Origin of the sequence: Pseudoalteromonas sp. MER144-MNA-CIBAN-0113, assembly GCF_040308965.1 — a bacterium.
Taxonomy (GTDB): Bacteria; Pseudomonadota; Gammaproteobacteria; order Enterobacterales; family Alteromonadaceae; genus Pseudoalteromonas; species Pseudoalteromonas tetraodonis.
The window spans coordinates 51,809-78,562 of the sequence record NZ_JBEOOG010000002.1 but is presented as its reverse complement, the minus strand read 5'-3'; the positions used below and the strand labels follow the sequence as shown (position 1 = coordinate 78,562).

26 protein-coding genes are annotated in these 26,754 nt (G+C 40.5%); 16 read left to right on the top strand and 10 right to left on the bottom strand.

Annotation, left to right across the window (positions count from 1 at the left end):
- Positions 1-5: 5 nt before the first annotated feature.
- The 4 genes from aceE to ampD form a co-directional block, all read right to left on the bottom strand.
- Positions 6-2,672, bottom strand: coding sequence for a pyruvate dehydrogenase (acetyl-transferring), homodimeric type (aceE, locus tag AAEY57_RS01055; protein WP_350605775.1), 2,667 nt, complete (start codon positions 2,670-2,672; stop codon positions 6-8).
- Positions 2,673-2,755: 83 nt separating this feature from the next.
- Complete coding sequence (pdhR, locus tag AAEY57_RS01050; RefSeq protein ID WP_076920086.1) at positions 2,756-3,505, bottom strand: pyruvate dehydrogenase complex transcriptional repressor PdhR; 750 nt, start codon at positions 3,503-3,505, stop codon at positions 2,756-2,758.
- 533 nt (positions 3,506-4,038) lie between these two features.
- The gene (gene ampE, locus AAEY57_RS01045; RefSeq protein ID WP_350605772.1) at positions 4,039-4,890 is read right to left on the bottom strand and encodes a beta-lactamase regulator AmpE; all 852 of its coding nucleotides are present in this window, start codon (positions 4,888-4,890) and stop codon (positions 4,039-4,041) included.
- Positions 4,891-5,177: 287 nt separating this feature from the next.
- Positions 5,178-5,723 carry a 1,6-anhydro-N-acetylmuramyl-L-alanine amidase AmpD gene (gene ampD / locus AAEY57_RS01040; RefSeq protein ID WP_350605770.1) on the bottom strand — a complete coding sequence of 182 codons (546 nt, stop codon included), beginning with the start codon at positions 5,721-5,723 and terminating at the stop codon, positions 5,178-5,180.
- Positions 5,724-5,987: 264 nt separating this feature from the next.
- On the opposite strand from ampD, the gene nadC reads away from it, so the two are divergent.
- The 8 genes from nadC (at position 5,988) to yacG (ending at position 14,276) form a co-directional block, all read left to right on the top strand.
- Positions 5,988-6,833: a carboxylating nicotinate-nucleotide diphosphorylase gene (nadC, locus tag AAEY57_RS01035; protein WP_350605768.1), complete on the top strand. Its 846-nt coding sequence runs from the start codon at positions 5,988-5,990 to the stop codon at positions 6,831-6,833.
- Positions 6,834-7,346: 513 nt separating this feature from the next.
- Positions 7,347-7,799 carry a pilin gene (locus AAEY57_RS01030; RefSeq protein ID WP_008466435.1) on the top strand — a complete coding sequence of 151 codons (453 nt, stop codon included), beginning with the start codon at positions 7,347-7,349 and terminating at the stop codon, positions 7,797-7,799.
- Between the two features lie 51 nt (positions 7,800-7,850).
- Positions 7,851-9,173, top strand: a complete 1,323-nt coding sequence (locus tag AAEY57_RS01025) for an O-antigen ligase family protein (protein ID WP_350605765.1) — start codon at positions 7,851-7,853, stop codon at positions 9,171-9,173.
- A 2-nt stretch (positions 9,174-9,175) separates the two neighbouring features.
- Complete coding sequence (locus AAEY57_RS01020) at positions 9,176-10,405, top strand: type II secretion system F family protein (RefSeq protein WP_350605763.1); 1,230 nt, start codon at positions 9,176-9,178, stop codon at positions 10,403-10,405.
- Positions 10,406-10,626: 221 nt separating this feature from the next.
- Positions 10,627-11,538, top strand: a complete 912-nt coding sequence (locus AAEY57_RS01015) for a prepilin peptidase (protein ID WP_350605761.1) — start codon at positions 10,627-10,629, stop codon at positions 11,536-11,538.
- Positions 11,539-11,540: 2 nt separating this feature from the next.
- Positions 11,541-12,170 (top strand): dephospho-CoA kinase, encoded by a 630-nt coding sequence (gene coaE, locus AAEY57_RS01010; RefSeq protein WP_350605760.1) that lies wholly within the window; start codon positions 11,541-11,543, stop codon positions 12,168-12,170.
- 134 nt (positions 12,171-12,304) lie between these two features.
- Entirely contained in the window at positions 12,305-13,981 is a 1,677-nt protein-coding gene (pilB, locus tag AAEY57_RS01005; RefSeq protein ID WP_350605757.1) for a type IV-A pilus assembly ATPase PilB, read from the top strand.
- 64 nt (positions 13,982-14,045) lie between these two features.
- Positions 14,046-14,276, top strand: a complete 231-nt coding sequence (gene yacG / locus AAEY57_RS01000; protein WP_024601728.1) for a DNA gyrase inhibitor YacG — start codon at positions 14,046-14,048, stop codon at positions 14,274-14,276.
- Positions 14,277-14,567: 291 nt separating this feature from the next.
- On the opposite strand, the gene AAEY57_RS00995 is transcribed toward yacG, so the two are convergent.
- Positions 14,568-15,032: a Spy/CpxP family protein refolding chaperone gene (locus tag AAEY57_RS00995; protein ID WP_008114914.1), complete on the bottom strand. Its 465-nt coding sequence runs from the start codon at positions 15,030-15,032 to the stop codon at positions 14,568-14,570.
- Between the two features lie 167 nt (positions 15,033-15,199).
- Between AAEY57_RS00995 and AAEY57_RS00990 the strand changes: the two genes are divergently transcribed.
- Genes AAEY57_RS00990 through AAEY57_RS00980 form a run of 3 tightly spaced genes read left to right on the top strand, consistent with a single transcriptional unit; the run spans position 15,200 to position 18,228 of the window.
- Positions 15,200-15,889, top strand: coding sequence for a response regulator transcription factor (locus tag AAEY57_RS00990; RefSeq protein ID WP_016899750.1), 690 nt, complete (start codon positions 15,200-15,202; stop codon positions 15,887-15,889).
- On the top strand, positions 15,867-17,294 hold the full coding sequence (locus AAEY57_RS00985) for an ATP-binding protein (protein WP_350605754.1): 1,428 nt from the start codon (positions 15,867-15,869) through the stop codon (positions 17,292-17,294). Before AAEY57_RS00990 ends, AAEY57_RS00985 begins: the two co-directional genes overlap by 23 nt.
- Complete coding sequence (locus AAEY57_RS00980) at positions 17,284-18,228, top strand: alpha/beta fold hydrolase (protein WP_008114910.1); 945 nt, start codon at positions 17,284-17,286, stop codon at positions 18,226-18,228. The genes AAEY57_RS00985 and AAEY57_RS00980 overlap by 11 nt, the downstream gene beginning before the upstream one ends.
- Here AAEY57_RS00980 and AAEY57_RS00975 read toward each other — a convergent pair.
- Positions 18,225-19,106: a cation diffusion facilitator family transporter gene (locus AAEY57_RS00975; protein WP_502935485.1), complete on the bottom strand. Its 882-nt coding sequence runs from the start codon at positions 19,104-19,106 to the stop codon at positions 18,225-18,227. The two genes, AAEY57_RS00980 and AAEY57_RS00975, sit on opposite strands and share 4 nt — an antisense overlap.
- A 105-nt stretch (positions 19,107-19,211) precedes the next feature.
- Here AAEY57_RS00975 and trmL point away from each other — a divergent pair, with 105 nt between their 5' ends.
- Positions 19,212-19,676 (top strand): tRNA (uridine(34)/cytosine(34)/5-carboxymethylaminomethyluridine(34)-2'-O)-methyltransferase TrmL, encoded by a 465-nt coding sequence (trmL, locus tag AAEY57_RS00970; protein WP_008466410.1) that lies wholly within the window; start codon positions 19,212-19,214, stop codon positions 19,674-19,676.
- Between the two features lie 70 nt (positions 19,677-19,746).
- Here the strand turns inward: trmL and gpsA are convergent, their stop codons facing one another.
- Genes gpsA through AAEY57_RS00950 form a run of 4 tightly spaced genes read right to left on the bottom strand, consistent with a single transcriptional unit; the run spans position 19,747 to position 22,006 of the window.
- A complete protein-coding gene (gene gpsA / locus AAEY57_RS00965; protein ID WP_016899747.1) occupies positions 19,747-20,754 on the bottom strand; it encodes an NAD(P)H-dependent glycerol-3-phosphate dehydrogenase in 1,008 nt (335 codons plus the stop codon).
- A gap of 3 nt (positions 20,755-20,757) precedes the next feature.
- On the bottom strand, positions 20,758-21,246 hold the full coding sequence (gene secB, locus AAEY57_RS00960; RefSeq protein WP_013465945.1) for a protein-export chaperone SecB: 489 nt from the start codon (positions 21,244-21,246) through the stop codon (positions 20,758-20,760).
- A 38-nt stretch (positions 21,247-21,284) separates the two neighbouring features.
- Positions 21,285-21,542 carry a glutaredoxin 3 gene (grxC, locus tag AAEY57_RS00955; RefSeq protein WP_016899746.1) on the bottom strand — a complete coding sequence of 86 codons (258 nt, stop codon included), beginning with the start codon at positions 21,540-21,542 and terminating at the stop codon, positions 21,285-21,287.
- Positions 21,543-21,574: 32 nt separating this feature from the next.
- Positions 21,575-22,006, bottom strand: coding sequence for a rhodanese-like domain-containing protein (locus AAEY57_RS00950; protein ID WP_013465947.1), 432 nt, complete (start codon positions 22,004-22,006; stop codon positions 21,575-21,577).
- 322 nt (positions 22,007-22,328) lie between these two features.
- On the opposite strand from AAEY57_RS00950, the gene AAEY57_RS00945 reads away from it, so the two are divergent.
- The 4 genes from AAEY57_RS00945 to AAEY57_RS00930 all read left to right on the top strand — a co-directional run bounded on the left by AAEY57_RS00945 (position 22,329) and on the right by AAEY57_RS00930 (position 26,748).
- On the top strand, positions 22,329-22,526 hold the full coding sequence (locus AAEY57_RS00945) for a hypothetical protein (RefSeq protein ID WP_138609618.1): 198 nt from the start codon (positions 22,329-22,331) through the stop codon (positions 22,524-22,526).
- A gap of 235 nt (positions 22,527-22,761) precedes the next feature.
- Positions 22,762-24,306 (top strand): 2,3-bisphosphoglycerate-independent phosphoglycerate mutase, encoded by a 1,545-nt coding sequence (gene gpmM / locus AAEY57_RS00940; RefSeq protein ID WP_350605749.1) that lies wholly within the window; start codon positions 22,762-22,764, stop codon positions 24,304-24,306.
- A 3-nt stretch (positions 24,307-24,309) separates the two neighbouring features.
- Positions 24,310-25,449 (top strand): murein hydrolase activator EnvC family protein, encoded by a 1,140-nt coding sequence (locus AAEY57_RS00935; protein WP_036956697.1) that lies wholly within the window; start codon positions 24,310-24,312, stop codon positions 25,447-25,449.
- Between the two features lie 33 nt (positions 25,450-25,482).
- Positions 25,483-26,748: a S41 family peptidase gene (locus AAEY57_RS00930; RefSeq protein ID WP_350605747.1), complete on the top strand. Its 1,266-nt coding sequence runs from the start codon at positions 25,483-25,485 to the stop codon at positions 26,746-26,748.
- Positions 26,749-26,754 lie beyond the last annotated feature (6 nt).

Here is a 26,754-nt window from a genome sequence, read left to right as displayed (position 1 = left end):
ACCTCTTATGCGTACAGTGGATTAAGTTTGTTCGTGTCGATGTTGAATTTTTTAATTGCTTCAACAACCACTGACTTTTCAACTTCACCACGTTTAGCAAGTTCAGATAATGTCGCAACTACCACGTAGCTTGCGTTAACTTCAAAGTGACGACGTAGATTTTCACGGCTGTCAGAACGACCGTAACCATCTGTACCCAATACTTTGTAGTTACTGCTTGGGATAAATGAACGCGCTTGTTCTGCGTAGTTTTTCATGTAATCCGTTGCAGCAACGGTTACTGAGTCGTTTAATACGCTAGTAATGTACGGCGTTTTTTGCTCGCTTTCTGGATTAAGCATGTTGAAACGCTCAACATCTTGTCCATCACGGGTAAGTTCATTGAATGAAGTTACTGAGTAAACATCAGACGCAATACCAAACTCTTCGCTTAAAATTGTCGCTGCTTTACGCACTTCAGTCATGATAGTACCTGAGCTTAATAGCTGTACATTGGCTTTTTTGCCTTCGTAGCTTTCTAGCTTGTAGATACCTTTACGAATGCCTTCTTCAGCGCCTTCTGGCATGGCTGGCTGATGGTAGTTCTCGTTCATTAACGTAAGGTAGTAGTAAATGTTTTCTTGATCTTCACCGTACATACGACGAATACCGTCTTGCACAATAACCGCTACTTCAAATGCATAAGTAGGATCGTAAGAAATACAGTTAGGTACCGTGTTTGCAAGAATGTGGCTGTGGCCATCTTCATGCTGTAAGCCTTCGCCATTTAGCGTTGTACGACCTGCTGTAGCACCTAATAAGAAACCACGTGCTTGTTGATCCCCTGCCATCCATGCCATGTCACCAACACGTTGGAAACCAAACATAGAGTAGTAAATGTAGAATGGGATCATCGGTAAGTCGTTGGTGCTGTAAGATGTTGCAGCAGCAACCCATGACGACATTGCACCTAGCTCGTTAATACCTTCTTGTAGTACTTGTCCTGAGGTTGCTTCTTTGTAGTAAGAAACAATATCACGATCTTGAGGCGTGTAGTTTTGGCCATGCGGATTATAAATACCGATTTGACGGAATAAACCTTCCATACCAAAAGTACGTGCTTCATCGGCAATAATTGGCACAATGTTTTTACCAATGCCTTTATCTTTTAATAAGATATTAAGTGCACGTACAAAGCCCATAGTGGTTGAAATATCACGTTTTTGCTCTTCAAGTAACGGCTTAAACGCATCTACTTCTGGCAACTGTAATTTTTCAGAGAACTTAGCGATACGTGTTGGCGTGTAACCTTGTAACGCATCACGACGAGCATGTAGGTACTTGTACTCTGGAGAATCTTTTTCAAGCTCTAAGTAAGGCAGCTCTTTTAATTGCTCTTCTGATACTAAATCATCTAAGCCCAAGCGTGAGCGTAAGTGAGCCACATGCGACATATCCATTTTCTTAACTTGGTGCGCAATGTTTTTACCTTCAGCCGCTTCACCCATGCCGTAACCTTTTACTGTTTTAGCAAGGATCACTGTTGGGCGGTCTTTAGTCTCTTCTGCTTTTTTGAATGCAGCATAAAGCTTTGACGATTCATGACCACCACGCTTAAGCGCAAAAATTTCGTCATCGGTCATATCAGCAACAAGTGCCGCTGTTTCTGGGTAACGACCAAAGAAATGTTCACGTACGTACGCGCCATCTTTTGCTTTATATGTTTGGTAATCGCCATCAACAGTTTCGTTCATTAGCTGTAGTAGTTTACCTGTGGTGTCTTTAGCAAGCAGAATATCCCAACCGCTACCCCAAACAAGTTTAATAACATTCCAGCCAGCGCCTTTAAATAGCCCTTCTAGCTCTTGAATGATTTTACCGTTACCCATTACTGGGCCGTCTAGGCGCTGTAAATTACAGTTAACTAAGTAACATAAGTTGTCCAGCTTTTCACGGGCAGCAAAAGAAATAGCACCACGTGATTCTGGCTCATCCATTTCACCATCACCTAAAAACGCATATACACGTTGGTTTTTAGTGTCTTTTAAGCCACGGCCATCTAAGTACTTTAAGAAACGCGCTTGGTAAATTGAAGAAATTGGACCTAAGCCCATAGATACCGTTGGGAACTGCCAAAACTCAGGCATTAATTTAGGATGAGGGTAAGAAGGTAAGCCTTTACCATCTACTTCCTGACGGAAATTATCAAGCTGTTCGGCACTTAAACGCCCTTCAACAAATGCACGCGCATAAATACCCGGAGAAATATGACCTTGGTAATAAACTAAATCACCACCATCAACATCATTTGGCGCTTTAAAGAAATGGTTAAAACATACTTCATAAAATGCAGCAGACGATTGGTAAGACGCCATATGGCCGCCTAAGTCGAGATCTTTTTTCGATGCACGCAATACAATCATAATCGCGTTCCAGCGAATAATTGAACGAATACGGCGCTCAAGATTTACATCACCTGGATAGGCTGGTTCTTGGTCAACCGGAATCGTATTAACGTAGTTTGTGTTAATGCCTGTTGGCATATCAACACCGTCTAAACGGGCTTGCTCTAACACTTGCTCAAGTAAAAACTGAGCTCGTTCAACACCTTCTTCGCGCACAACCGATTCAAGAGCTTGTAACCACTCTTGTGTTTCTAGCGCGTCTACGTCAATTTTATTGACTTCAGACATATGGAGGTTTCCTTATGTTTAAAATACTAATGTATGTATTGAATACTTCACTGTTGAATCAAGTTAACAGTGAATGTACTTGCTTAATTTTGTTTGGTGCGTCTTAAACTACGTTCAATTCGCGAATGCTCTTTACCCGCTTCAAGCAATGCTTCTTCAATATAGGCTAAATGCGCATTACTCGCTAAGCGAGCTTGTTCAGGATTACCGTCAATCACTGCATCCATTAATAAACGCCTGTGTTCGGCTAATTGGCTGCTTATATCTGACTTTTTAAGTAACACTGTTAAATTTTGTAAAACATTCTGCTCAAGTAAGCTTCGCATCCCTCTTACTAAATGCAGTAACACTACATTATGAGATGCCTCTGCGATGCAAAAATGAAAGTCATTAATCGCTTTGGCTTTTTGCTTTAATTCATCTTTAGCTAATGCAATCTGATCAAAGCTCTGTTTTACTTTTGCAAAATCGTTACTTGTTCCGCGAAGTGCTGCGTAATAAGCCGCAATTCCCTCTAGCGCATGACGAAATTCTAATAAATCAAATTGCGATTCGGGGTGTTTACTGATCAAATCAAACAACGGATCAGTCAGCCCCTCTTCCAATTGATTTTTTACATACGTTCCACCACCTTGACGACGGGTTACGAGCCCTTTTGCCTCAAGCTTTTGAATGGCTTCACGCAACGACGGACGCGACACTTCAAATTGCTTGGCGAGTTCACGCTCCGGTGGTAACTTTTCTCCTGGTGCTAACGACCCCTCAAGAATCATGTTCTCAAGTTGTTGTAAAATAACATCAGATAATTTTGCCGCTTTAATTTTTAAAGACATCAATCAACGTCCGCGTTGTATAAGTGCTAACAGCCCATAAAACAAGGCTTTTAACTGAATGACCTGACCAAAAGGTAAATTGGTCATACCAAATTTTGCCATACGTTATCAAAAACCGTAATTACTGTCAATTTACAGCAGTTTTAAAGCCCTAAGGCCAGCGTAACGTAATTTAAACAAAGTTCAAATAATACACAGATTACAGAGAGTAAAGAAAGGTTAATAAGATCAAAAACAAATGGTCAGACCAGCTAATTTTTAATTTTCGGGGTTCGGGGTTCGGGGTTCGGGGTTCGGGGTTCGGGGTTCGGGGTTCGGGGTTCGGCAGTAGGGTAAAACGTAGCGCCTCATACAAACATACCTTTATTTTATTGTAATCGAGAGTTTACCTCCCGCATATTTAGGGTCTAGGTTAAAGATCAAAGGTTTTAAGCCCGTTCCCCGTTGCTCATTGCTCGTAGCCCGCCAACACCAAGCAAATCACAGTGCTTGGCTTAATTTCTACCTAATACCTAGAACCTAACCCCTGCTCTTTAACTTAAACCACCAAATAAAGTCATTAAAGCAATCAATACTAAGTAGAAAAGTACATTTCGCTTAACCAGTTTGATCATACAGGTGGCTTCAAAGGTGCAACCATAGTAGCGCTCTTCAACTTGTTCAGCCGCTAGCGCCGTATAAGTAACCACCTTGCGATTAGGGCTTGAAAAGTCAAACACGTAATGTAGCCAACAGCTAGTCCCTTTATTAAAGTTACCAATCACTAAATAACCAAAACTGGTAATACGCGCAGGGAGCCAATCAAGCCAAAATAGTAAACGGTGGAGGAGTTTAAAATGCTTAGCAATGACTTCATCACGGTTATCACTGACTAAGTCGGCAAAGGTACGCACTAATGCATAAAAAACAGCACCAGCAACCCCCAATACCACAAACCAAAATATAACCGCGCAATAAAATCGAAAGTTAACCCAAGCTAATGTTTGCCCAACGGTTTCGCCGCCTTGTTGATCTTGGGTGCGTTTTTGCCCTAATTGCAAAGCATACAAAGACGCAGCGGTTTGATCACCGCGAGTCAGTGCATTTAAATACGACTTATACAAAGCACGCTGTTTAGCACAGCCAAAGCACACTAATAACACCGCTACATTAAAAACAAGCTGCCAAAGTGCAAAGTCAGATAAAAAATACACACACCCAACGGCAATCACTGGCAGTAATAACCAAATCAAAAACCCGGTAGCCGTGCCAAATAAACCTTTATTCGTTAATAAATTAACACTGCGATTTAAGTAGCCATTGGCATAATGACTTATTTGCCAATGCGCAGAGCGAGCACCTAAACGCTCAAGTATCAGTGCTATTATTATTGAAACCAAAATCATGTTGTTACTCGCTTAATTTAGGGTCTGTTGACCTTTGCGGATTATAATTTGTTCAAACTAGGGGCGATTTAATCGCGGCGCGAGGTTTGTAACCTAGTGGGCTAAGTCAAAACCGAGCAACAAAGAGTAAATCGTCCCTAGGCAGAACCCGAAGGGCAGCGCCTGTTTGGCATTGATGCTACGTTATCGCCTATTTATGGGGAATAACCACACCACATAGGCGCTGCCTTGCCTAAATACCAAACAGACTGCTGCAAATTTAACCTTGAAAGGTCAACAGACCCTAGTTATTTAATTAGGTTAAAAAACTTACGCCAGTTAAAACTGACCCCAGGGTCGGTTTTTCGCCCAGGGGCTATATCGCAATGCCCAACTATATTACTGGCTGTTATTTTTGGATAGCGCTGCATAATAGCCTGCGCCAATGCAGCTAAACTTTGATATTGCGCATCGGTATAGTTAATTGTATCTGTGCCTTCAAGCTCTATACCTATACTAAAATCATTACAATTTTGTTGCCCAGCAAAGCAGGAGCGCCCCGCATGCCATGCACGTTTTTCAAAAGGCACATACTGTGTAACTTCGCCGCAGCGCTTAATAAAACAATGCGCTGACACCTTAAGCCCCTCTAGGTCACTAAAGCTAGGGTGCGCATTACAATCAATACACCCCATAAATAAATCATCAACGTAGGGAGTGTTAAACTGCCCTGCGGGTAATGAAATATTATGAATAACCAACAGTGAAATATCGCTGTGAGCAGGTCGCTCGTCAAAGTGGCTACACGCCCGCTGGGTAATATTATCTATAACGCCTAAAGAATCTATTTTCATACTATTTATTTAAAACTTATGTAGCCCGCTGCCCATAGCCCGTTACACGTAGCTCGCAGCGCTCAGGTTAATCAACCAAAATTGATGTATATCAAGATGCTAATAGATTTAACCCTATAAAGATAGCGTAATACCAAACGATAAAATATGATTAATGCGTTAATTAAGCGCTGGCTTTTTAGTTTAGTTGTTAGCTGCTTCTATTTAGTAATTAAACAGAGTAAAATTTAGTTAATTAATTAATTATCTACTATGAGCTTTTTCATGTCTATTTCGCATACCCTAATTAGCCAACTTGTTACCTTAGCGCTAGATGAAGACCTAAATCACCAAAGCGCAGAACAAGGCGATATTACCGCACAGCTTATTCCGCAAGCAGAGCAAGCCAATGCGAAAGTGATCACCCGTGAAGACTGCATTTTTTGTGGTAAAGACCTAATCATTGAAGTGTTCAAGCAAGTCGACCCAAGTGTGGTTGTAACTATATGCGTGAACGACGGCGACTTTGTTAGTGCCAATAGCACTCTGTTCACCGCATCAGGCTCTGCTCGCGCTATTTTAACGGCAGAGCGTACAGCACTTAATTTTGTACAAACGCTCTCTGGCACAGCCACCACCACCGCGCATTATGTAAAAGAGCTAAGTGGCACTAGCACGCAACTACTCGATACCCGTAAAACCATTCCGGGGCTAAGAGCATTGCAAAAATACGCAGTTAAGTGTGGCGGCGGTGCAAACCATCGAATTGGTTTGTTTGATGCGTTTTTAATTAAAGAAAACCACATAGCAGCCTGTGGAGGAATTAATAACGCAGTAGCTCAAGCTAAGCTAAATCATGCCGATAAACCTATAGAGGTTGAAGTTGAATCGTTTGCTGAGTTAGAGCAAGCCATTAACGCAGGCGCCGATATTATAATGTTAGATAATTTTAACCCAGAGCAAATACGCCAAGCGGTTAGCATTACAAATAAGCGCGCTAAATTAGAAGTATCAGGCAATATGACCTTAGAAACGCTAAAAGCCTACTCGCAAGCTGGGGTTGACTTTATTTCAAGCGGAGCGCTTACAAAAAATTTACAATCAATCGATTTATCGATGCGATTTGAGTAAATAATGTAAAATTTATTTATATATTCCCGCGCTAATTGATTGACAGCCTTTAAAAAAGGGCATTAAATAATTCAAAAGGATTATTTATAACAAGCTATTAAATTAATGCGCTTTTTATAAGTTTTTTACATACAAAAGCGCAATAAACAGTGTTAGACTCATTCATATTGACTAGTTTTAAATATTTAATTAGTTATAAAGAGTGAAAAGGTATTTATAAGGGACAGAGTAAAAATAAGCGATAGGGTTTATTTTTATAATTAGCTTGTAACTTACGCGGGTTATAACTAACTTTTAATAGTTAGGTTTATGCTCAAGTAAGGGACAAATTAACGAATAACCGCCATGCAGTGCGATATCTTTGCGGCCAATATTTTACCGCTTAAACACAGCACTAAATTTGGCAAAATGATTTTATTTTTGTAGTAACAGGTTAAGTGAACAACATAAGTTACATTTTAAAAACTTATACCCGTTTGGCTTACCACAACATTATCCTTTAGGAGAGGAAACATGCAAACAATGACACAACAAAACCAAAAGGGTTTCACCCTAATTGAATTAATGATTGTAGTAGCAATCATCGGTATTTTGGCAGCAGTAGCGTTGCCTGCTTACCAAGATTATACGGCTCGCGCTAAAATGAGTGAAGTTATAACTTTCACAGCATCAGCTAAAACAGCTGTTAGTGAATGTATTATATCAACTGGGAGCTCTGCTAGCTGTGCTTCTAATAAAGCGGTAGGGTTAGATGAAAATATCTCCTCTCCATATGTGACTAGTGTGGTAGTTGGAACAGCAGGAGAGATAACGACAACAATCAAAGCTATCAATACAGATTTAACTGGAGCTACATTAACTTTAACCCCAAACACAACAAATGCAACAAACATTAGCTGGACTTGTGAAATAAGCGCTGCAACTTTAAATAAGTATGTTCCACAAAACTGTAGAAATGGTAGTTAATTCCTATTTCAACAAATGTAGAAGCTCTTATACATAAGAGCTTTTCTTTACATGCAATTTATCAAATCTCACAGCCACCATATAGCCCTCTCTATATTCTTAATTGCTTGTTTAACTCCATTTATTGATGAATACTTCTTTGGTCTATTTAATGAAAAAAGAGCTTTCCAATCAATACTTCTAAGTATGTGCGCCTTATTTTATTTTCCCTCACTCAAGTTAGAAAAAAAAGCAAATCTGACTTTAACTTTAGTGCTACTCCTTGGTTTAACCAGCACATTATTAAGTAACAACCTATTACATTCAAGCTTGAGCTATCTTCACGCTACAATGCTAATAAGCCTTGTTTTTTTAGGGTATAAAATAAAAAGTGATAACTCTATTTTATTTTATACAATACTATTCTCTAACATATTTTTAGTATCTTATTCATTACTTAATTATTCTTTTTTTATTTTATCAAGTGAACTTCCACTACCTGATGGTGTTTTGTATGGTTTTTATAACATTCGATTTTTTAATCAATTTCAAGTCCTAAGCATACCTTTTGTTATCTATTTTCTTTTACACCCAAATTTACATCGAGTTGCAAAAGTCACTCTGACTTTAAATTTCTTTTTGTTACTTTTCAGTAGTGCCCGAGGAGCTTCAATAGCAATATTGGTGACAACATTAGTTTACTGCTATTTCATAAATAGAAGTATGATAAAAGAGATACTCTTTTGTCTATTGGCTGCTATTTTATTATTTTCACTTCATTATTTTTATCTTAGCTTTTACCACTCAGCCGAGTATACAATAAGAACTGATAGCTCAAAAAGGTACGAGATATGGCTAGAAATCATCAATAATATATACCTTAAAACACTACTTTTTGGTAATGGCCCTGGTGGATATAAATCTGAAGTTTTCGATTTTGGCCATCCCCATAATAGTATCCTTCAAATTCTGAACAACTGGGGAGCAATTGTTTTATCTATTGTTGTTTGGTTTATATATAAATTAATTACTCAATCACTTACCTTCATTAAAAAAAACAAAGATAACAATGAGTTTTTAACCTGTTTTACTTCATTTGTAAGCTTACTGATTTACTCACTAGTCAGTGGCGTAATAGTCATGCCAATTCCGCAGACCTTTTTATTTATTTTAGTTGGGATTTTACTTGGATATTTAGGTTATAATTTAGTTGAAAGAAAAAGCAAAACACATAAAAAAGTAGCACAAATTATTACATTTACAACATCTTTACTTTACGCGGCATTAGTCATACTGAGCTACAACTGTTTAGACCCTAAACCACACGGTCCTAGCTTTTGGTCTAACGGGCAATTATCTTTTGAAAATTGTAAGCTTACTTACTTCGAGGATTAATAATGGCAAAACAACCAGACAAAAAAGGATTTGATACCTTTGAATGGGTAGGCGTAAGTGCTCGCGGGAAACGCCTTGAAGGTGAAATGACTGGTGCAAGCATTGCTCTAGTTAAAGCCCAACTTCGTAAGCAAGGCATAACGCCCTCAAAAGTTAAACGAAAAGCCAAACCTTTGTTTGGTATTCAAAGCGTACAAAAAATTACCCCAAAAGATATAGCCTTAGTTACTAGGCAAATAGCTACTATGCTGATGGCGGGTGTACCGCTAATTCAATCGATTGAAATGATAGGCTCAGGCTCGACCAATAAAAGTGTTACCAAACTGATGGGCACCATTGGCGATGAAGTAAAAGCTGGCCAGCCCTTATCAACTGCGCTGAGAAAACACCCCCGCTATTTTGATGATTTATATTGCGACTTGGTGGCATCAGGCGAGCAATCTGGCGCACTGGATAAAATATTCGACCGCGTTGCGCTATATAAAGAAAAATCAGAAGCGCTTAAATCAAAAATTAAAAAAGCCATGTTTTACCCGATTGCTATATTAGTAGTTGCGCTGATTGTAACCTCCATATTACTGATTTTTGTGGTGCCGCAATTTCAAGATATTTTTGCTGGCTTTGGTGCAGAACTGCCTGCTTTTACCTTATTTGTGATTGGTATATCAGAATTTATGCAAGCGAACTGGTGGATAGCGCTCATTGGCGTTGTGGCATTTGGTTATCTATTTAAAGAAGCACATTTAAGAAGTTTAAAGCTGCGTGATGCCACTGACCGCGCCATACTTAAACTCCCTGTTGTTGGTATGATTTTAAATAAAGCAGCGGTAGCGCGTTATGCACGTACTTTATCGACCACTTTTGCTGCGGGTGTACCGCTGGTAGATGCGCTTGATTCCGCAGCTGGTGCCTCAGGCAACGCAGTTTACCGTTATGCTATTTTAGAAATAAAAGCCGAGGTAAGCTCAGGTAACCAAATGAATTGGGCGATGCGTAATTCAAAAATATTCCCTGATATGGTAATTCAAATGGTTGCCATTGGTGAAGAGTCAGGATCGCTTGATGGCATGCTGGCAAAAGTGGCCACTATCTACGAGCAAGAAGTAGATGACGCCGTAGATGGCCTATCGAGCTTACTTGAGCCGTTAATAATGGCAGTGCTCGGTGTATTAGTCGGTGGCTTAATTGTCGCCATGTACTTACCTATATTCCAACTAGGTTCAGTTATTTAACCCCGCGTCCTTTAAGATTTTATTTCGGTTTTAGGTTCACGAGCAACGAGCTTCGGGTTATGGGCCTAAAACCTTGAACCTTGAACCTTGAACCTTGAACCTCGAACCTCGAACCTCGAACCTCGAACCTCGAACCTCGAACCTAACATCCTAAACCCTAACTTTGCACTTATATAAAACCACTGTATTATCAACGCAGAATTTAGTTTTAGGTAAAATAAATGCAAAGTCTTTTTATTGATATCACCGCCACGATGCAAAACCATTTATGGTTTTACTTAACCACGATTGGCCTAGTGAGTTTATGTATTGGTAGCTTTTTAAATGTGGTGATTTATCGCTTACCGCTAATGATGCAAAAAGAATGGCAAACTGAATGCCGCTTATTATTAGCCGATGAACTAACCAGCCCAAAGGCTAAACAGACCACTGAACACACTACTGACACGTTTAACTTAGTTAAACCCAACTCATGTTGCCCAAAGTGCAAAGCAGCCATTAAGCCATGGCAAAACATCCCTATATTTAGTTGGTTATTTTTAAAAGGTAAATGCGCAACCTGTAACAACCCAATATCAGTTCGTTACCCTCTCGTTGAAGCCATTACCGCTATTTTAAGTTTAGTGGTTGCCTACACCTTTGGCGCAACAGAGCAGGCTTTATTGTACATTGTAGTTACTTGGGCGTTGGTAGCACTGACTTTTATTGATATTGATCACATGCTACTGCCGGACCAGCTTACTTTGCCACTTTTATGGTTAGCACTAATAGCCTCTGTTATGGGTTATACCATTGCCCCTAGCGATGCCATTATTGGCGCAGCATGTGGCTATTTAAGCTTATGGAGTGTGTTTTGGTTGTTTAAATTAATAACCGGCAAAGAAGGCATGGGCTATGGCGACTTTAAATTACTGGCGGTGTTTGGAGCCATACTGGGTTGGCAATCGTTATTGACCATTATTTTGCTCTCAAGCGTAGTTGGCGCTGTAATTGGCATTGCTCTACTGAGTATTCAAGGTAAAGACAAAGCAACCCCCATTCCTTTTGGTCCTTACTTAGCAATAGCCGGTTGGTTCACTATGCTATGGGGCACGCAACTACAAAACAGCTATTTTAATTTTATTGGCTACTAACTATGAACAATACACAACATCATAAAAACAACTGGGTATTGGGACTAACCGGCGGAATTGGCTGCGGTAAAACCGCAGTTAGCGATATGTTGGCAGAGCTAGGCATTACTATTGTGGATGCAGATATAGTGGCTCGCCAAGTGGTTGAACCCGGCACTGATGGCCTAAAAGCGATTATTGCGCATTTTGGCACTGACATACTCGATGAACATGGCGCATTAAACCGTAGCGAACTACGATCGCGGATTTTTAGTAATCCTGAACAAAAAACATGGCTCAATGCCCTGCTGCACCCTTTAATTCGTACTAAACTGCTCACTGACTTAAAAAACGCGCAAAGCGACTATGTGGTTTTAGTTGCCCCGTTATTATTTGAAAATGGGCTTGATGGCTACTGTCATCGTACTTTGCTAATAGATGTTCCCAAAGAGGTGCAAATTGCACGTACTACACAGCGCGACAATATAAGCATTGAACAAGCAGAGCAAATTATTGACGCACAAATGTCTCGAGAGCATAAACAACAAAAAGCGGATGATATTTTAAATAATAACCGCGACCTAAGCGATGTAAAACAAGACTTACTTAAACTGCATAATTATTATTTACAGCAAGCTAAGTCTACAATATAAATAAATTAACCCAATCGCAGCGCAATAAACTGATATTTTTATCAGTAAATTGTCTGCTGCGTTGGTACGATTAATGTATTCCTTTCTTTTTTCTGATAAATTGCTGACTAAAGAAGGATTAAATCAGGTGCGCAATGAATATTAACTCACCGTTATTAAGAAAATTTATTACCCTCGGCCGGGTTGATACTGATACCGTAAAAACACGGCAGCAAGATTTTGCCTCAACTGCAGAGCTTATCTCTAAATGCGGAAAAATAGACAGTAAAGATTTAGCTGAGCAATGCATTGATTTATTTAGAGTGCCTTTTTTTGATTTAAAAGATTTTAATGTTGCACAAATATCAGCTGAGCTGGTTAAAGAAAAACTGATCCGCAAACACCATATTTTGCCTTTGGTACAAAAAGGCAGAAAAGTGTATATTGCCGCCTCAGATCCTACCGATTATGGTGCCTTCGAAAACTTTGAATTTAGCACGGGTTTATCGTGCGAAGTAGTTGTGGTTGACTACGTCCAGCTTGACCATAAAATTGAGCAATTACTCGATGCCTCTAGCAGTTTAAATTTAAGTGAAGACGAATTTAAAGAGTTTGCTGAACTCGATTCTGAGCAGCACAAAGAACACACTCCTAAAGACGATGACAAAGACGACGCCCCAATAATTGTCTACATTAATAAAATTTTAATGGATGCAATAAAAAAAGGCGCCTCAGATTTACACTTTGAACCTTATGAACACAAATACCGTATTCGCTTTCGCATTGATGGTATTTTGCACGAAGTAGCCAGCCCGCCAAATACTTTAGCCAGTAAATTATCAGCGCGCATAAAAGTAATGTCGCGCCTAGATATTGCAGAAAAGCGTAAACCACAAGATGGCCGTATTAAGCTTAAGGTAACAGAGCGTAAAAGTATTGATTTTCGTGTTAGTACCATGCCAACTTTGTGGGGCGAAAAAATTGTAATGCGTATTCTTGATTCATCCAGTGCCATGTTAGGTATAGATGTATTAGGCTATGAGCCCGAACAGAAAAAACTCTACCTCGATGCACTTGAGCAACCGCAAGGAATGATTTTGGTTACCGGCCCAACCGGTTCAGGTAAAACGGTTTCTTTGTATACGGGCTTAAATATACTCAATCAGCCGGAGCGGAATATTAGTACTGCCGAAGATCCGGTAGAAATTAACCTCGAAGGGGTTAACCAAGTACAAATAAATACTAAAGCAGATATGACTTTTGCTAATGCACTGCGGGCGTTTTTACGTCAAGATCCCGATGTGGTGATGGTGGGTGAAATACGTGATTTAGAAACTGCAGAAATATCAATTAAAGCGGCGCAAACAGGTCACTTGGTGCTGTCAACACTGCATACCAATTCAGCGCCAGAAACGATTACTCGTTTGTTAAATATGGGTGTACCCGCGTATAATGTGGCCAGTTCTATTAGTTTAATTATAGCTCAGCGTTTAGCCCGAAGGTTATGCTCTAAATGTAAAACACCAGAGCAGTTACCTCGCGAAGAGCTTATACGCCAAGGCTTTAGTGAACAACAAATTCAAGACATGGTTTTATACGCACCTAAAGGCTGTGAAAACTGTACCGATGGCTACAAAGGCCGTGTTGGTATTTACGAAGTAATGAAAATTACGCCTGAAATAGCGCAAATTATAATGCGCGGCGGTAACTCATTAGAAATTGCTGAGGTATCACTTAAAGCAGGATATAACAATTTGCGTTTATCGGGTATTCGTAAAGCCGCAGAGGGTGTGACCTCACTTGCTGAGGTTAATCGTGTCACTAGTTTTTAAATAGAAAGCTTAGCTGTTTATTATAAATTGAGTCGCAAAGCCTATATTAATGTGAGAGTAAATTATGCCAACAGTGGTTAACTGCCCAACCTGTAAAGCAAAAGTAGAATGGTCAGCACAAAGTCCGAATCGCCCTTTTTGTTCAAAACGTTGCCAACTTATTGATTTAGGTGAATGGTCGTTTGAAAATAATAAAATTTCAGCACCGATTACATCTGCAGATGAGTTCAGCCAAGACATGATTGAAGACATTGAAGCAATGATGGCAAAAAACGAAGATGACTTTTTTAAGTGATTTTTAAAGGTTCGAGGTTCGAGGTTCGAGGTTCGAGGTTCGAGGTTCGAGGTTCGAGAAATTTAAAAACCTTGCAGTTAACATTGCAAGATTTTTTATACCTGTAGCAGCGGGTTTACCCCGCGTCAGTGTTAGGTTTTAGGTTTTAGGTTTTAGCAACAGGCAACTCTGTAGAGCGCAAAGCGCCTCGCCCCCTCTGTGGTTCAAAATATTCTGTAGGCGGGGCTTTATGCCGCGCATTTTATATTTCAGACAACGAGTTACTGGCCATGGGGTTAAAACCTCGCCCTATTACCTGCGGCGCTGCTGTATTTTAGCTAACTTTTCTTTTTGCTCAGCGTTAAGCAGTTGCATTACTTGATGCTGGGTTTTCAATTTAATTAATCCCAATTGCTGCTTCTTATCTTGGCGTGCGGTTAATAACTCTTTCGCTGCATTTTCGTCAAAGTTTGGCGCTGACAATAACGCATCCATCTGCGCTTTATAAGCTTGGCGCTGTGCCTTACGCGCGTCTTTATTTTGGCTTCTTAGTGCTTTAATTTGCGTTTTTTGCGCTGTAAAAATCGCTTTTAGTTGTGTTTGTTGATCCTCAGTAAGCGCCAGTTTATCTGCTGCTCGCTCAGAGAGTAAAAAGCGTGCTTGAGAGTGGCCTTGTTTATGGCCATCACCTTTTGCAAGTGCGCTGCCCGCACTGAGCGTTGCTGCTGTTAAGCCACATATAAGTACTAATTTTGATAGCGTGTTTATCTTAGTCATAATCATCACCTTAATATTGAGTTGGTTGTTGGCTGCTAGCCAGTGTGTTCACTATAACCGGCTCAATGCAAAGTAACGCAAAGCAGTGTAAAGGTTATGTAAAGACTAACTTTTAGTACATTAAACGCGTAAAATAAAACCATAAAACAGCGCGTAGGGCTTAATGTATGAAACTATTAATGATTGATGATGACACAGGTTTATGTGAGCTATTAAGCGAGTATTTGAGCGCACAAGGCTTTAGCATACAAACCGCGCATGATGGCCAACAAGGCTTAGAGCTTGCTTTACAAAACGATTACGCGCTTATATTACTTGATGTTATGTTGCCCTCTATAGATGGCTTTGAAGTACTCAAACAACTCAGACAAAGTAAATTAACGCCGGTAATTATGTTGACCGCTAAAGGTGAAGACTTTGACCGTATTTTTGGTTTAGAGCTCGGCGCTGATGACTATATTCCAAAACCGTTTAACCACCGCGAACTCCTTGCCCGCGTTAAAGCTATTACTCGCCGTATTGAACACATTAATAGTGTAAGCAATAACAATAATAAAAAGCTCTCTTTAAACGGTATTACTATTAACTTTGCCACGCGTGAAGCCAGTGTAAATAACACCACACTCACGCTTACGGGTACCGAATACGAAATATTGGCTTTATTAGTAAAACACGCCCCTGATGTTATAAGCAAAGAGCAAATAAGCGAAGAGGTACTAGGACGGCGTTTAGCGTCATTTGATCGCTCTATTGATATGCATGTGAGTAATATTCGAAAAAAAATAGCCGAGCATATCGCGGGTGAAAAAATTAAAACTATTCGAGGGACGGGTTATGTCTTTATCCAAGGAGAGTAAAGTAACGCGTTTTAGTTGGTTAAGACACCCTCGACATTATTTGTTTTTTAAAGTCTTTGCTTGGTTTTGGCTAACGATCATTGGCACTTTTACTGCGCTATTTTTCTTAAGTAATATTTCGCTGATCAATGCTATTAGCCATGACCCCCTAAAAGGGCCGATGCAAAAAAACCTAGAATATTTGGCTCGAGGTATCGAACGTAGTGCACATAAACACAAGCGCTCTATTCATGACATTATTACTCACCCGCGTTTGAGTAAGCGCAAGTTACTTTATTTAAATTCACTAAGTAGTGATGAGTTTTTGATCAGTAAAAAAGTTGAGAATAATATTGATTTTAGCTTACTGAACTTTAGTGAAGGCATGCCACCTCAAATTATTTTTACTGAATATTACCAAGCTTTTGGCCCTGTGCGCATTCGAGTACCTGAAGGCGAATTTGAGTTATATGAAATCGATATAAATCAACAGCGACCGCTCTTTATTCGCTTAAGATTGTTGCCGGTTTGGTTAAAAATTTCTATCGCCATTATCGCCTCACTTACATTAAGCTTTTTATTTAGTCGTAACTTAATTGCCCCTATAAATAGTTTAAAACAAGCTGCAATTAGGCTCTCAAATGGCGATTTAAGTGCGCGCGCGGCAATAAATAGTCAACGAAAAGATGAGCTTGGAGTTTTAGGACGCGATTTTAACCGTATGGCTGATCAATTAGAGCAACTACTTAGCGCTCAAAAGCGTTTACTTGCCGATATATCCCATGAATTGCGCTCCCCACTAACACGCTTAAAAATGGCCACAGGGCTGGCGCAAATGCAAGCGAGTGAAGCCAGCCAATCGTATTTATTGCGTATTGAAAAAGAAGCAAATCAACTTGATAAAATGATAGCCGATGTATTGCAGGTATCGCGCTTAGAAGCCAATAGCCAACCTTTATCACTGCAAGCGCAGTCGTTACAAGTTATTGTTGACCATGTGATTAACGATGCTCAGTTTGAAGCAAAACAGCACAATAAAACGCTGCATATTCAAGGTGATGCTGAGGTAAATATAGAGTGCGACGAAATGCTGATTGCCAGTGCTCTAGAAAATATTTTACGTAATGCAATTAAATACGCACAACATACTATTAGCATCACCTTAAAACACAGTGATATCATCACTATACAAATATGTGATGACGGCCCTGGCGTTCCCACAGCGCAACTTGATAAACTATGTGAGCCATTTTTCAGGCAATCAGATGCCCGCGACCGAGTCAGCGGCGGCACTGGGCTGGGTTTAGCCATTGCAAAAAATGCGGTGATTGCCCACGGCGGAAATTTAGCTTTATCAAATAAGGACGCTGGCGGGTTATGCGTTGAGATAAGCTTACCAATACAAAAGAGACACCATGTTTTATAGCAATGAAAGCGAGCTTGAAAATAACCTGCCTGCCATTAATGAGTTTTATACTAATACGCTAAAAAAAGCGTATTTAAGCACGGCTGCCGGTAAATTATTTTATGCTTACGCTAAGCCTAAACAGGCTCACACTGCCATTGTTATTAGTTCTGGGCGCATTGAAGGACTCGATAAATACAAAGAGCTACTTTGGGAGCTTTATTGTAATAATTTTGCTGTTTTTATTGTTGATCACCAAGGCCAAGGGCGCTCTTATCGGTTATTAAAAAACCCCCATAAAGGCTATGTCAAACAATTTGAAGATTACAGTCACGATCTCAATCAATTCAATCTTGAGGTGGTAAAGCAGCATTGGCAAGGTAAAAAACTACTGCTTAGCCATTCAATGGGCGGCGCTATTGCGTTTGATTACTTAGCACGTTATTCACATGATTTTAGTGGGGCGTTTTTATCTGCGCCCATGTTTGATATTCATACTAAAGGAATACCAAAACCCGTAGCACAGTTTATCGCCGCCAGTGCGTCATTATTAGGGTTCTCAGGGTGTTATGCGTTAGGACAAAGCGATTATACACCTGAAGAGTTTGCGCTTAACACTTTAACCAGTAGCCAAATACGCTATGATCAATTTAGGGCAACTTATCAGCAAACGCCACTATTACAATTAGGCGGTGTTACCTATGGCTGGCTGCATACTGTTTTTTCATTTATTAAAGCGCTCGATAAACTATCCATAACAACCCCGTTATTTATAGCCAGCGCAGAAAATGACGAAGTGGTTGATAACCAAGCTCAGCATAAGCTTGCAAGCCGACATAAAAACACCCTAATAAAGCAGTTTAAAGGGGCTAAGCACGAGCTGTTTTTTGAGCGGGACGAAATTCGCCAACCATTGCTAACAAGCCTTTATAAATTTTGTGATTCAATAGGTTAACTACTAAGCGACAGCGGATCTAGGTGAATCAAAATATCAACTTCAGATTCAAATTGCTGAGTGATCATCAGCTCCACTTCATCTGCCACTTTATGGGCACGAATAAGCGGTAAATTGTCATCAAGCTCTAAATGCAGTTGAATAAACTTAACTTTACCGCCCTGTCGAGTGCGAATACCGTGAACGCCATAAACATCATTATGGTTACGCGCTATTTCAAAAATACTTTGCTTTTCTTCATCGGGTAGCTCTTTGTCCATTAAATGCGAGGCACTTTCGGTTGCTATATCCCAGCTGTTATAAAGTAAGTAACCCGCTACACCAATGGCAAATAGAGGATCAGCATACAGCACCCCATAATAAGCAAGTAAAATAGCAATTAGTACCGCCGCGTTTAAAATTAAATCGCCTTTATAGTGAACAGAATCAGCCTTGATGGCGATTGATTCTGTATGCTTCACTACTTTATTTTGCACAAATACAATTACTAAAGTACACGCTATAGCAAAAATACTGACCCACACACCTAATAATGAATGTGTCAGCTCTACGGGATTAATGAGACGCTCAATACCATGAAACGCTAATAAACAACCTGAGCCTGCAATAAAAGCGGCCTGCCCAAGCCCTGCAAGCGCCTCGGCTTTACCGTGACCAAATCGGTGGTCGTCATCCGCAGGACGCAGCGCGTACGATAAAACCAAAAAGCTCATTAGTGTTGCTGTTATATCCATTAATGAGTCGGTTAATGAGCCAAGCATTGACGCCGAACCTGACGCAAGCCACGCCCATGCTTTGGTCGCAATCATTAGGCTGACCATAATCATGGTCACTATGCTGGAGGCCTTGACCCAAAATTCATAACTGCGATTATGCACGTATCTTTCCGTTTTAAGCTGTATTTAATGTTTTCAGTATATCATTTTTTATTCATTGTTCGTGTATACTGACCCCGTCAAATTAAAGATTTTATAGGGCTTATTGTGCTGGATATTGTTTTATACCAACCTGAAATTCCGCCTAACACCGGGAATATCATTCGTTTATGTGCCAATACAGGCTATTCACTGCATTTAATTGAACCGTTAGGGTTTGAATGGGATGACAAACGTGTAAAACGCGCTGGCCTTGATTATCACGAATTTAGCCATGTGCAACGCCATGCTTCATTTGAAGCTTACTTAGAAAAGTGTCAGCCTAAAAAAGTGTATGCATGCACCACTAAAGGCAGTCAGTTTCACCATCAAGCACAATATGAAGCGGGTGACTGCTTAGTATTCGGTCCTGAGACCCGAGGCCTACCTGATGACATGATCCAAGCATTACCAAACGAGCAACGAGTACGTATTCCTATGCAAGCCGACAGCCGTAGTATGAACCTATCTAATGCGGTAGCTGTGTTTGTGTATGAGTCTTGGCGTCAGCTTGGTTTTCCAAACGCTCAGTAAGGTTTTAGGTTTTAGGTTTTAGGTTTTAGGTAAACAAAAATACCTGTTACCTAAAACCTAGCAGTTCGTTTTATTCTGATTTCTGTTCACGACCTAATAAGGCCATAGCAGCTGCTTTCATGTCTTTATTTTCATAAAGTACTTTGTATATTTGCTCAGTGATTGGCATTTCAACACCCGCACGCTGCGCGAGTAAGTACACTTCTTTGGTATTTCTAAAGCCTTCAACCACTTGGCCAATTGATGCAATGGCATCATCAACACTCTCACCTTTGCCTAAGGCTAAACCAAAACGGCGATTGCGTGATTGGTTATCGGTACAGGTCAGAATTAAATCACCTAATCCGGCCATACCCATAAAGGTTTCAGGTTTTGCACCTAGTGCACACCCTAAACGCGACAACTCTGCTAAACCACGAGTAATAAGCGCGGTACGAGCATTTGCACCAAACCCCACTCCATCAGAAATTCCCGCACCAATAGCAATTACATTTTTAACCGCACCACCGAGCTGTATACCAATAAAATCATCATTGTTATACACCCTAAACGAGCGCCCGCAATGCAATAAATCGGCTATTTGTTTAGCAAATGCCGATGATGTTGATGACACCGAAATTGCAGTTGGTGATCCCATCGCCATTTCTTTGGCAAAAGTTGGCCCAGAAAGCACCGCTAGTGGCACCTCTTCACCTAGTTCTTGCACTGCCACTTCTTGTAACAAACGCCCAGTATTTGGCTCTAGCCCTTTGGTGGCCCATGCTATTTTTGCATTTGGCCGCAAAGCAGGTTTGATTTGCTTTAATGTGTCAGCAAATGCGTGGCTTGGCACAACAACCAAAACAATATCGCTATTTTGCGTTGCACGCTGTAAATCTGCTTCAAGGATTAAGGTATCAGGAAAAGGAATTTCAGGTAAGTAACGTTGATTTTTTCGCTCAGCTGCAAGCGTCGCAACGTCTTGGCTATTGCGTCCCCATAAAGTCACTTTGTGACCATTTCGGGCTAAACAAATAGCAAGGGCGGTGCCATACGACCCCGCCCCTAAAACAGTAACAGCTGATGTGGCTGTATTCATAAATTAAGCGTCTGCTGTAGCCTGCTCAGCTTGCGCTGTGCGTTGCTGCATGTACTGTGCAAATAATGCGTCAAAATTAACTGGCGCAAGATTAAGTTGTGGGAACGTACCACGATTTACTAAGTTAGATACCGCTTCACGTGCGTATGGGAATAACACGTTAGGGCAAAATGCACCTAGCATGTGCGCTAATTGCATTTCTTCAACGTCAGCAATCGTAAAGATACCTGCTTGTTGAATTTCACATAAAAACGCAGTTTCTTCACCGATAGATGCCGTTACAGTTAGTGCAAGCACAACTTCGTAAACACCTTCATCAAGCTTGTTAGAGCGCGTATCTAAATCTAATTTTACTTCTGGAGCCCACTCTTTTTGAAAAATAGCCGGCGAATTTGGCGTTTCAAACGATACATCTTTAGTATAAATACGTTGAATAGTAAACTGTGCACCTGCATCAGCTTCTGCTGCTGCGTTTTGATTTTGTTCGTTCATTGTTATTCCTAACCTGTTATTTATTATAATTAATTAAATTAAGCACTGAGCTTAGCATCAAGGTGACCTTGCGCTTCTAGTGCCATCATGTCGTCACAGCCACCGATGTGTTCATCGTTGATAAAAATTTGTGGAACCGTGCTTGCGCCACCGGCTTTGGCGATCATTTCATCGCGAAGCTCTGGCTGAACGCCAATATCAATATTTGTGTATTTTACACCTTTGCTGTCTAACAGCGCTAATGCGCGATGACAAAAAGGACAATATCCTTTGGTGTATAAAACAACGTTACTCATAATTAATCCTTAATCGGTTTAGCTAAGAGATATTAGCGACCGCTTGTTGTTGGCAGACTTGCTGATTGCCACGCACCCATACCGCCAGATAAAACATAAACCTGTTCATAGCCTGCTTTATGCATTGCGGTTGCAACACCTGAAGCAGTCATGCCTGCAGCACATACCACTATAATGGGTTTGCTCTTATACTTTTCAAGGGTCGAGAAATCAGATTCTTTAGCTTTTTCTGGGTTTAAGTGCACAGCACCGGCAATATGGCCGGTTTTAAACTCTTTTTGCCCACGCATATCAACAACCTGGCCGTCTTCGCGGTTAATAAGTAACGTTAACTGCTGAGGATTGATTTGACGAATTGCTGAAAATTTACTTTTTATTGCGCCACTAATAATAAGAAACGCAATCGCAACCCAAGCTAGGCTTAGAATTGGATGGTTTGAGACAAATTCAATATATTGATCCATTCGACTTCCACTATAAAGTTACATACTAAAACGGATGTTTTAGATATTTTAAATTCTTACCAATTGCACTTGCACAATGAGCAGTCACTCATCAGCAAATCAATAGAGCGCTGTTAGGCTACTCTGAATTTTCACCTACAAGATAGGCTTAACTTACCCCACAACCCTATTCAATACTTGAATAAAATAGAGATTAGCCGCGCAAGTATACCCAAATCAGCTAAAAATGCGAGTTTAAGCACACTTGAAAGCCACAATGCCCTGCTCTTTTTAACTGAAAAATAACCTAGCCCTTTAAAGTTTTCAATTTAGCCAATCCTAATTGAAAATTTTTAATATCTTCTTTTCATTGCTGATCCTAGCTATAAAACACGGTATGCTTAAGCTTGGCATGTTGGCATTAATGTTAGCGTGTATTTTAGCAACGCTAGGGTCTGTTGATCTTTCAAGGTTAAATTTGCAGCAGTCTGTTTGGTATTTAGGTAAGGCAGAGCCTATGTGGTGTGGTTATTCCCCATAAATAGGCGATAACGCAGCATCAATGCCAAACAGGTGCTGCCCGAAGGGTTCTGCCTAGGGGCGATTTACTCTTTGTTGCCTACATGGATGTAGGTAAGGGGCGTGAGCAGGACGCGGAAGCTTTGCTCGGTTTTTACTTAGCCCACTAGGTTACAAACCTCGCGCCGCGATTAAACCGCCCCTAGTTTGAACAAATTTTAATCCGCAAAGGTCAACAGACCCTAATAGGAGTGACTATGACAGAGCATAAAAAACCACTGGTATTAATGATTTTAGATGGCTGGGGATACAGAGAAGATGAGCAAAGCAATGCTATTTTAGCTGCTAACACCCCTGTATTAGATGAGCTTTGGGCCACACGTCCTCATACATTAATTTCAGCATCGGGTTTAGATGTCGGTCTTCCTGATGGCCAAATGGGTAATTCTGAGGTGGGCCATGTTAATTTAGGCGCAGGTCGTATTGTGTATCAAGATTTTACCCGTATCACCAAAGCCATTGATGATGGCGAATTTGATACAACCCCTGCACTTGTTGAAAACATTGATAAAGCCGTTCATGCCAACAAAGCTGTACACATTATGGGACTGTTAAGTCCAGGTGGCGTGCATAGCCACGAAGATCATATTGTTGCCAGTATACAACTGGCTGCAAAACGCGGCGCTAAAGAGGTGTACTTTCATGCCTTTTTAGATGGACGCGATACACCACCGCGTAGTGCTAAAGCGTCTATTGAGCGTATTGAAGCCTTATTTAGCGAACTTAAATGTGGCCGTTTAGCCTCACTAATTGGCCGTTACTATGCCATGGACAGAGACAACCGCTGGAATCGTGTTGAAAAAGCCTATAATTTAATCACCTTAGGTGAAGGCGATTTTGATTATGAAGAAGGCGTAAGTGCACTAAATGCCGCTTATGAGCGCGATGAAAATGACGAATTTGTAGCAGCCAGCACGATCACTCCTAAAGGCAGCGAATCTGTAAAAGTAAATGATGGCGACACCATTATATTTGCAAACTTTAGAGCAGACCGCGCACGCGAAATAACCCGCGCCTTTGTAGAACCAGGCTTTGACGGCTTTAATAAGAAAAAATCGCCTGAGCTTAGCGGCTTTGTGATGATGACTGAATACGCAGCCGATATAGATGCGCCTGTTGCTTTTGGCCCCACGCCGCTTAATAACGTACTTGGCGAATGGTTTGAAAAACAAGGTAAAACTCAACTGCGTATTTCTGAAACTGAAAAATATGCTCATGTTACCTTTTTCTTCAGTGGTGGACGAGAAGATGAGTTTGACGGCGAAACCCGTGAACTTATTCCATCACCTCAGGTTGCAACATATGATTTGCAGCCAGAAATGAACTCAAAAATGCTTACCGATAAGCTAATAGAAGCAATAAAAAGTGGAAAATACGATGCCATTATTTGTAACTACCCTAATGGCGACATGGTCGGTCACTCAGGTGTATTTGAGGCTGCAGTTAAAGCCTGTGAGGCAGTAGATAACTGTATTGGCCGTGTAGTGGATGCATTGAAAGAATATGGCGGCGAAGCACTTATTACCGCCGATCATGGCAATGCAGAGCAAATGGCAAACCTTAAAACAGGCCAAGCGCACACAGCACATACCAGTGAGCCCGTGCCGTTCATTTATGTAGGTCGCGATGCACAAGCTTATTCAGGCAAAGCCTTGAGCGATGTTGCCCCAACCATGCTGCATTTAATGGGGTTAGGGCAACCTGCAGAAATGACAGGGTCGCCAATTATGGTGTTGAAATAACCTATGAAAAAAAGCGCATACCGCGTCATTGCGTGTATCTGTGTACTGCATTCATTAGTCACTGGCGTTGCCGTGGCTAATGAAGATCGTACTAAAAAAGACCTATCCCAAGTTCAAGTGGCTTTAGAGCAAAGCCAAGCTGAATATCAACAACAGCAAAAAGAAATAGCTAAACAGCAGCAAAAGCTAAAAGCACATGAACTCGCTATAGCGAAAAACGCTAAAGCACTCAATATGGCTGAGCAATCTGTTAAAAAAACACAACAACAGCAAGCAGAGCAACAACAACGCGCGGTAAAGCTTGAAAAACAACAAGCCCAATTTCAGCGTGTGTTAGCAGCACAGTTAAAAAGTGCTTATATGGCAGGTAGTGATGACTATTCAAAAATGCTGCTTAACCAAGAAGATACCGCTAAATTTGAACGTACGCTTAGCTATTACAACTACTTAAATAAAGCCCGCATAAAGCAGCTTGATGAACTTAAAGCGCTGCAAATAGAAATTGCGAAAAACCAAGCTGAGCTTGAAAAAACAAAAGAAAAGCTAGTTGCTTTATTTGATGAACAAAAAAGGCGACAAGCAGCGCTTCTTGACGCTAAAAATGAGCGCCAAGCCAGCCTAAAAAATCTAAAACAGCAGTTAAATAAAACAAAAAATTCAATTAGTTACTTAGAAGAGAACGAACAAACGCTGATCGCAACTATTAAAGAACTTGAAGAAGAAAAAACCACAAAAATTGAGCTATTGGGCCTAAATAAAAATAAAGGAAGATTAAGCTGGCCGAGTAAAGGCAAACTAACGCACAAGTTTGGCCAACGTAAGCACGGCGGAATTAACTGGAAAGGCGTGTTAATTTCTGCTGCAGAGGGCACTTCAGTAAATAGCATTCATAACGGTCAGGTGGTATTTGCAGATTGGTTAAAAGGTTACGGCTGGGTGATTGTTGTGGACCACGGTGAAGGCTTTATGAGCTTATACGGGCATGCACAAACCTTACTCAAAGATGTGGGTGATATGGTCAGAGAGGGTGAAAGCGTTGCTTTAGTTGGGCAAAGCGGTGGACAAGCCGATTCTGGTCTATACTTTGAAATACGCCACAAAGGGCGTGCTGTTAATCCCATAAAATGGTGCAGACGTATTTAATCTTAAAATAACTGCATCCTAGTAGAGGCAGTTATGATAAACACACACATTTGCCAAAAAAAAGTATCGCAAACAAAATCAATATTTTGGTTTTGTTTGCAGGTATTTTTTTTATTGGCACTTTTTGGCTTTATAAATAATGCTCATGCCAGTTCGGTCAAAGATTTAGAAAGCCAAAAAATAAATGAAATACTGTTTAATATTCATACCTACTACGTTGATGATTTAGCACTGCATAACAGTGAATACGTTGAATACAACACCTCTCAATTTGAACGCTTATACTCTAAACTCGATCTCTACTCTAAATATTTAGATAAAAATGAGCTAAATGCGTTATTTGATAATACCAATGGTCGCTATACTGGCTTAGGCATTGAGGTCAAAAATATTGAGCAGCGCACCACGATTGTTAAAGTAATTAATAATTCGCCTGCTAAACAAGTCGGCCTGCGAGCTGGCGATATTATTACAGCAGTTAATAATCAGCAGATTAAAAATAGTCCTATTGATATAGTCGCGCAGCAAATTAAAGACAGCCCCAACAATAAAGTACAACTAAGTATTATCCGAAATAACAATCTAACACCGCTCATATTTAACCTCAGCAGAAAACAAATAAAACTGGCCAGTGTAACTAAGCAATTACTTGATGCTGGTAGCGGTTATATTGCTATAAATACCTTTTCAAATCACACCTTGCATGAAGTTGCCTTACAAATAGCCGCTATGCAAAACCATTACGGCCACGCATTAAAAGGCTTAATTATTGATTTACGAGACAACCCTGGCGGGACTTTAAAAAGCGCGGTTGCTGTGGCAGATCTCTTTTTACAAGATGGTCTAATAGTAACAACCAAAGGACGTTTTTATGATTCTAATCAGTCGTTTTACGCTAAACGCGGCGATATTTTAAAAGGCGCACCTATTGTTGTACTGATTAACGAAAACTCAGCCTCTGCAGCAGAAATACTGGCTGCAGCACTAAAAGAAAATATGCGTGCAAAAATAGTGGGGAGTCAGTCATTTGGCAAAGGGTCGGTACAATCACTCATTCCATTAGGCGATGGTGATACCGCCTTAAAACTAACTACCGCACGCTACTTTACGCCATCAGGTGAATCGATTGAAGGTATTGGCGTGACCCCGAATGTGGCGATTAATCAAACAACGCTTCCACAAACAAATAAAGCCGTTATAATAAAAAATGAACAATTAGAACAAAACACCGTTTTTAGCACTGAAGATTTAGCCGATATCCAGTTAACCAAGGCAAAACAGCTACTCAACATGCACTAAATTCGG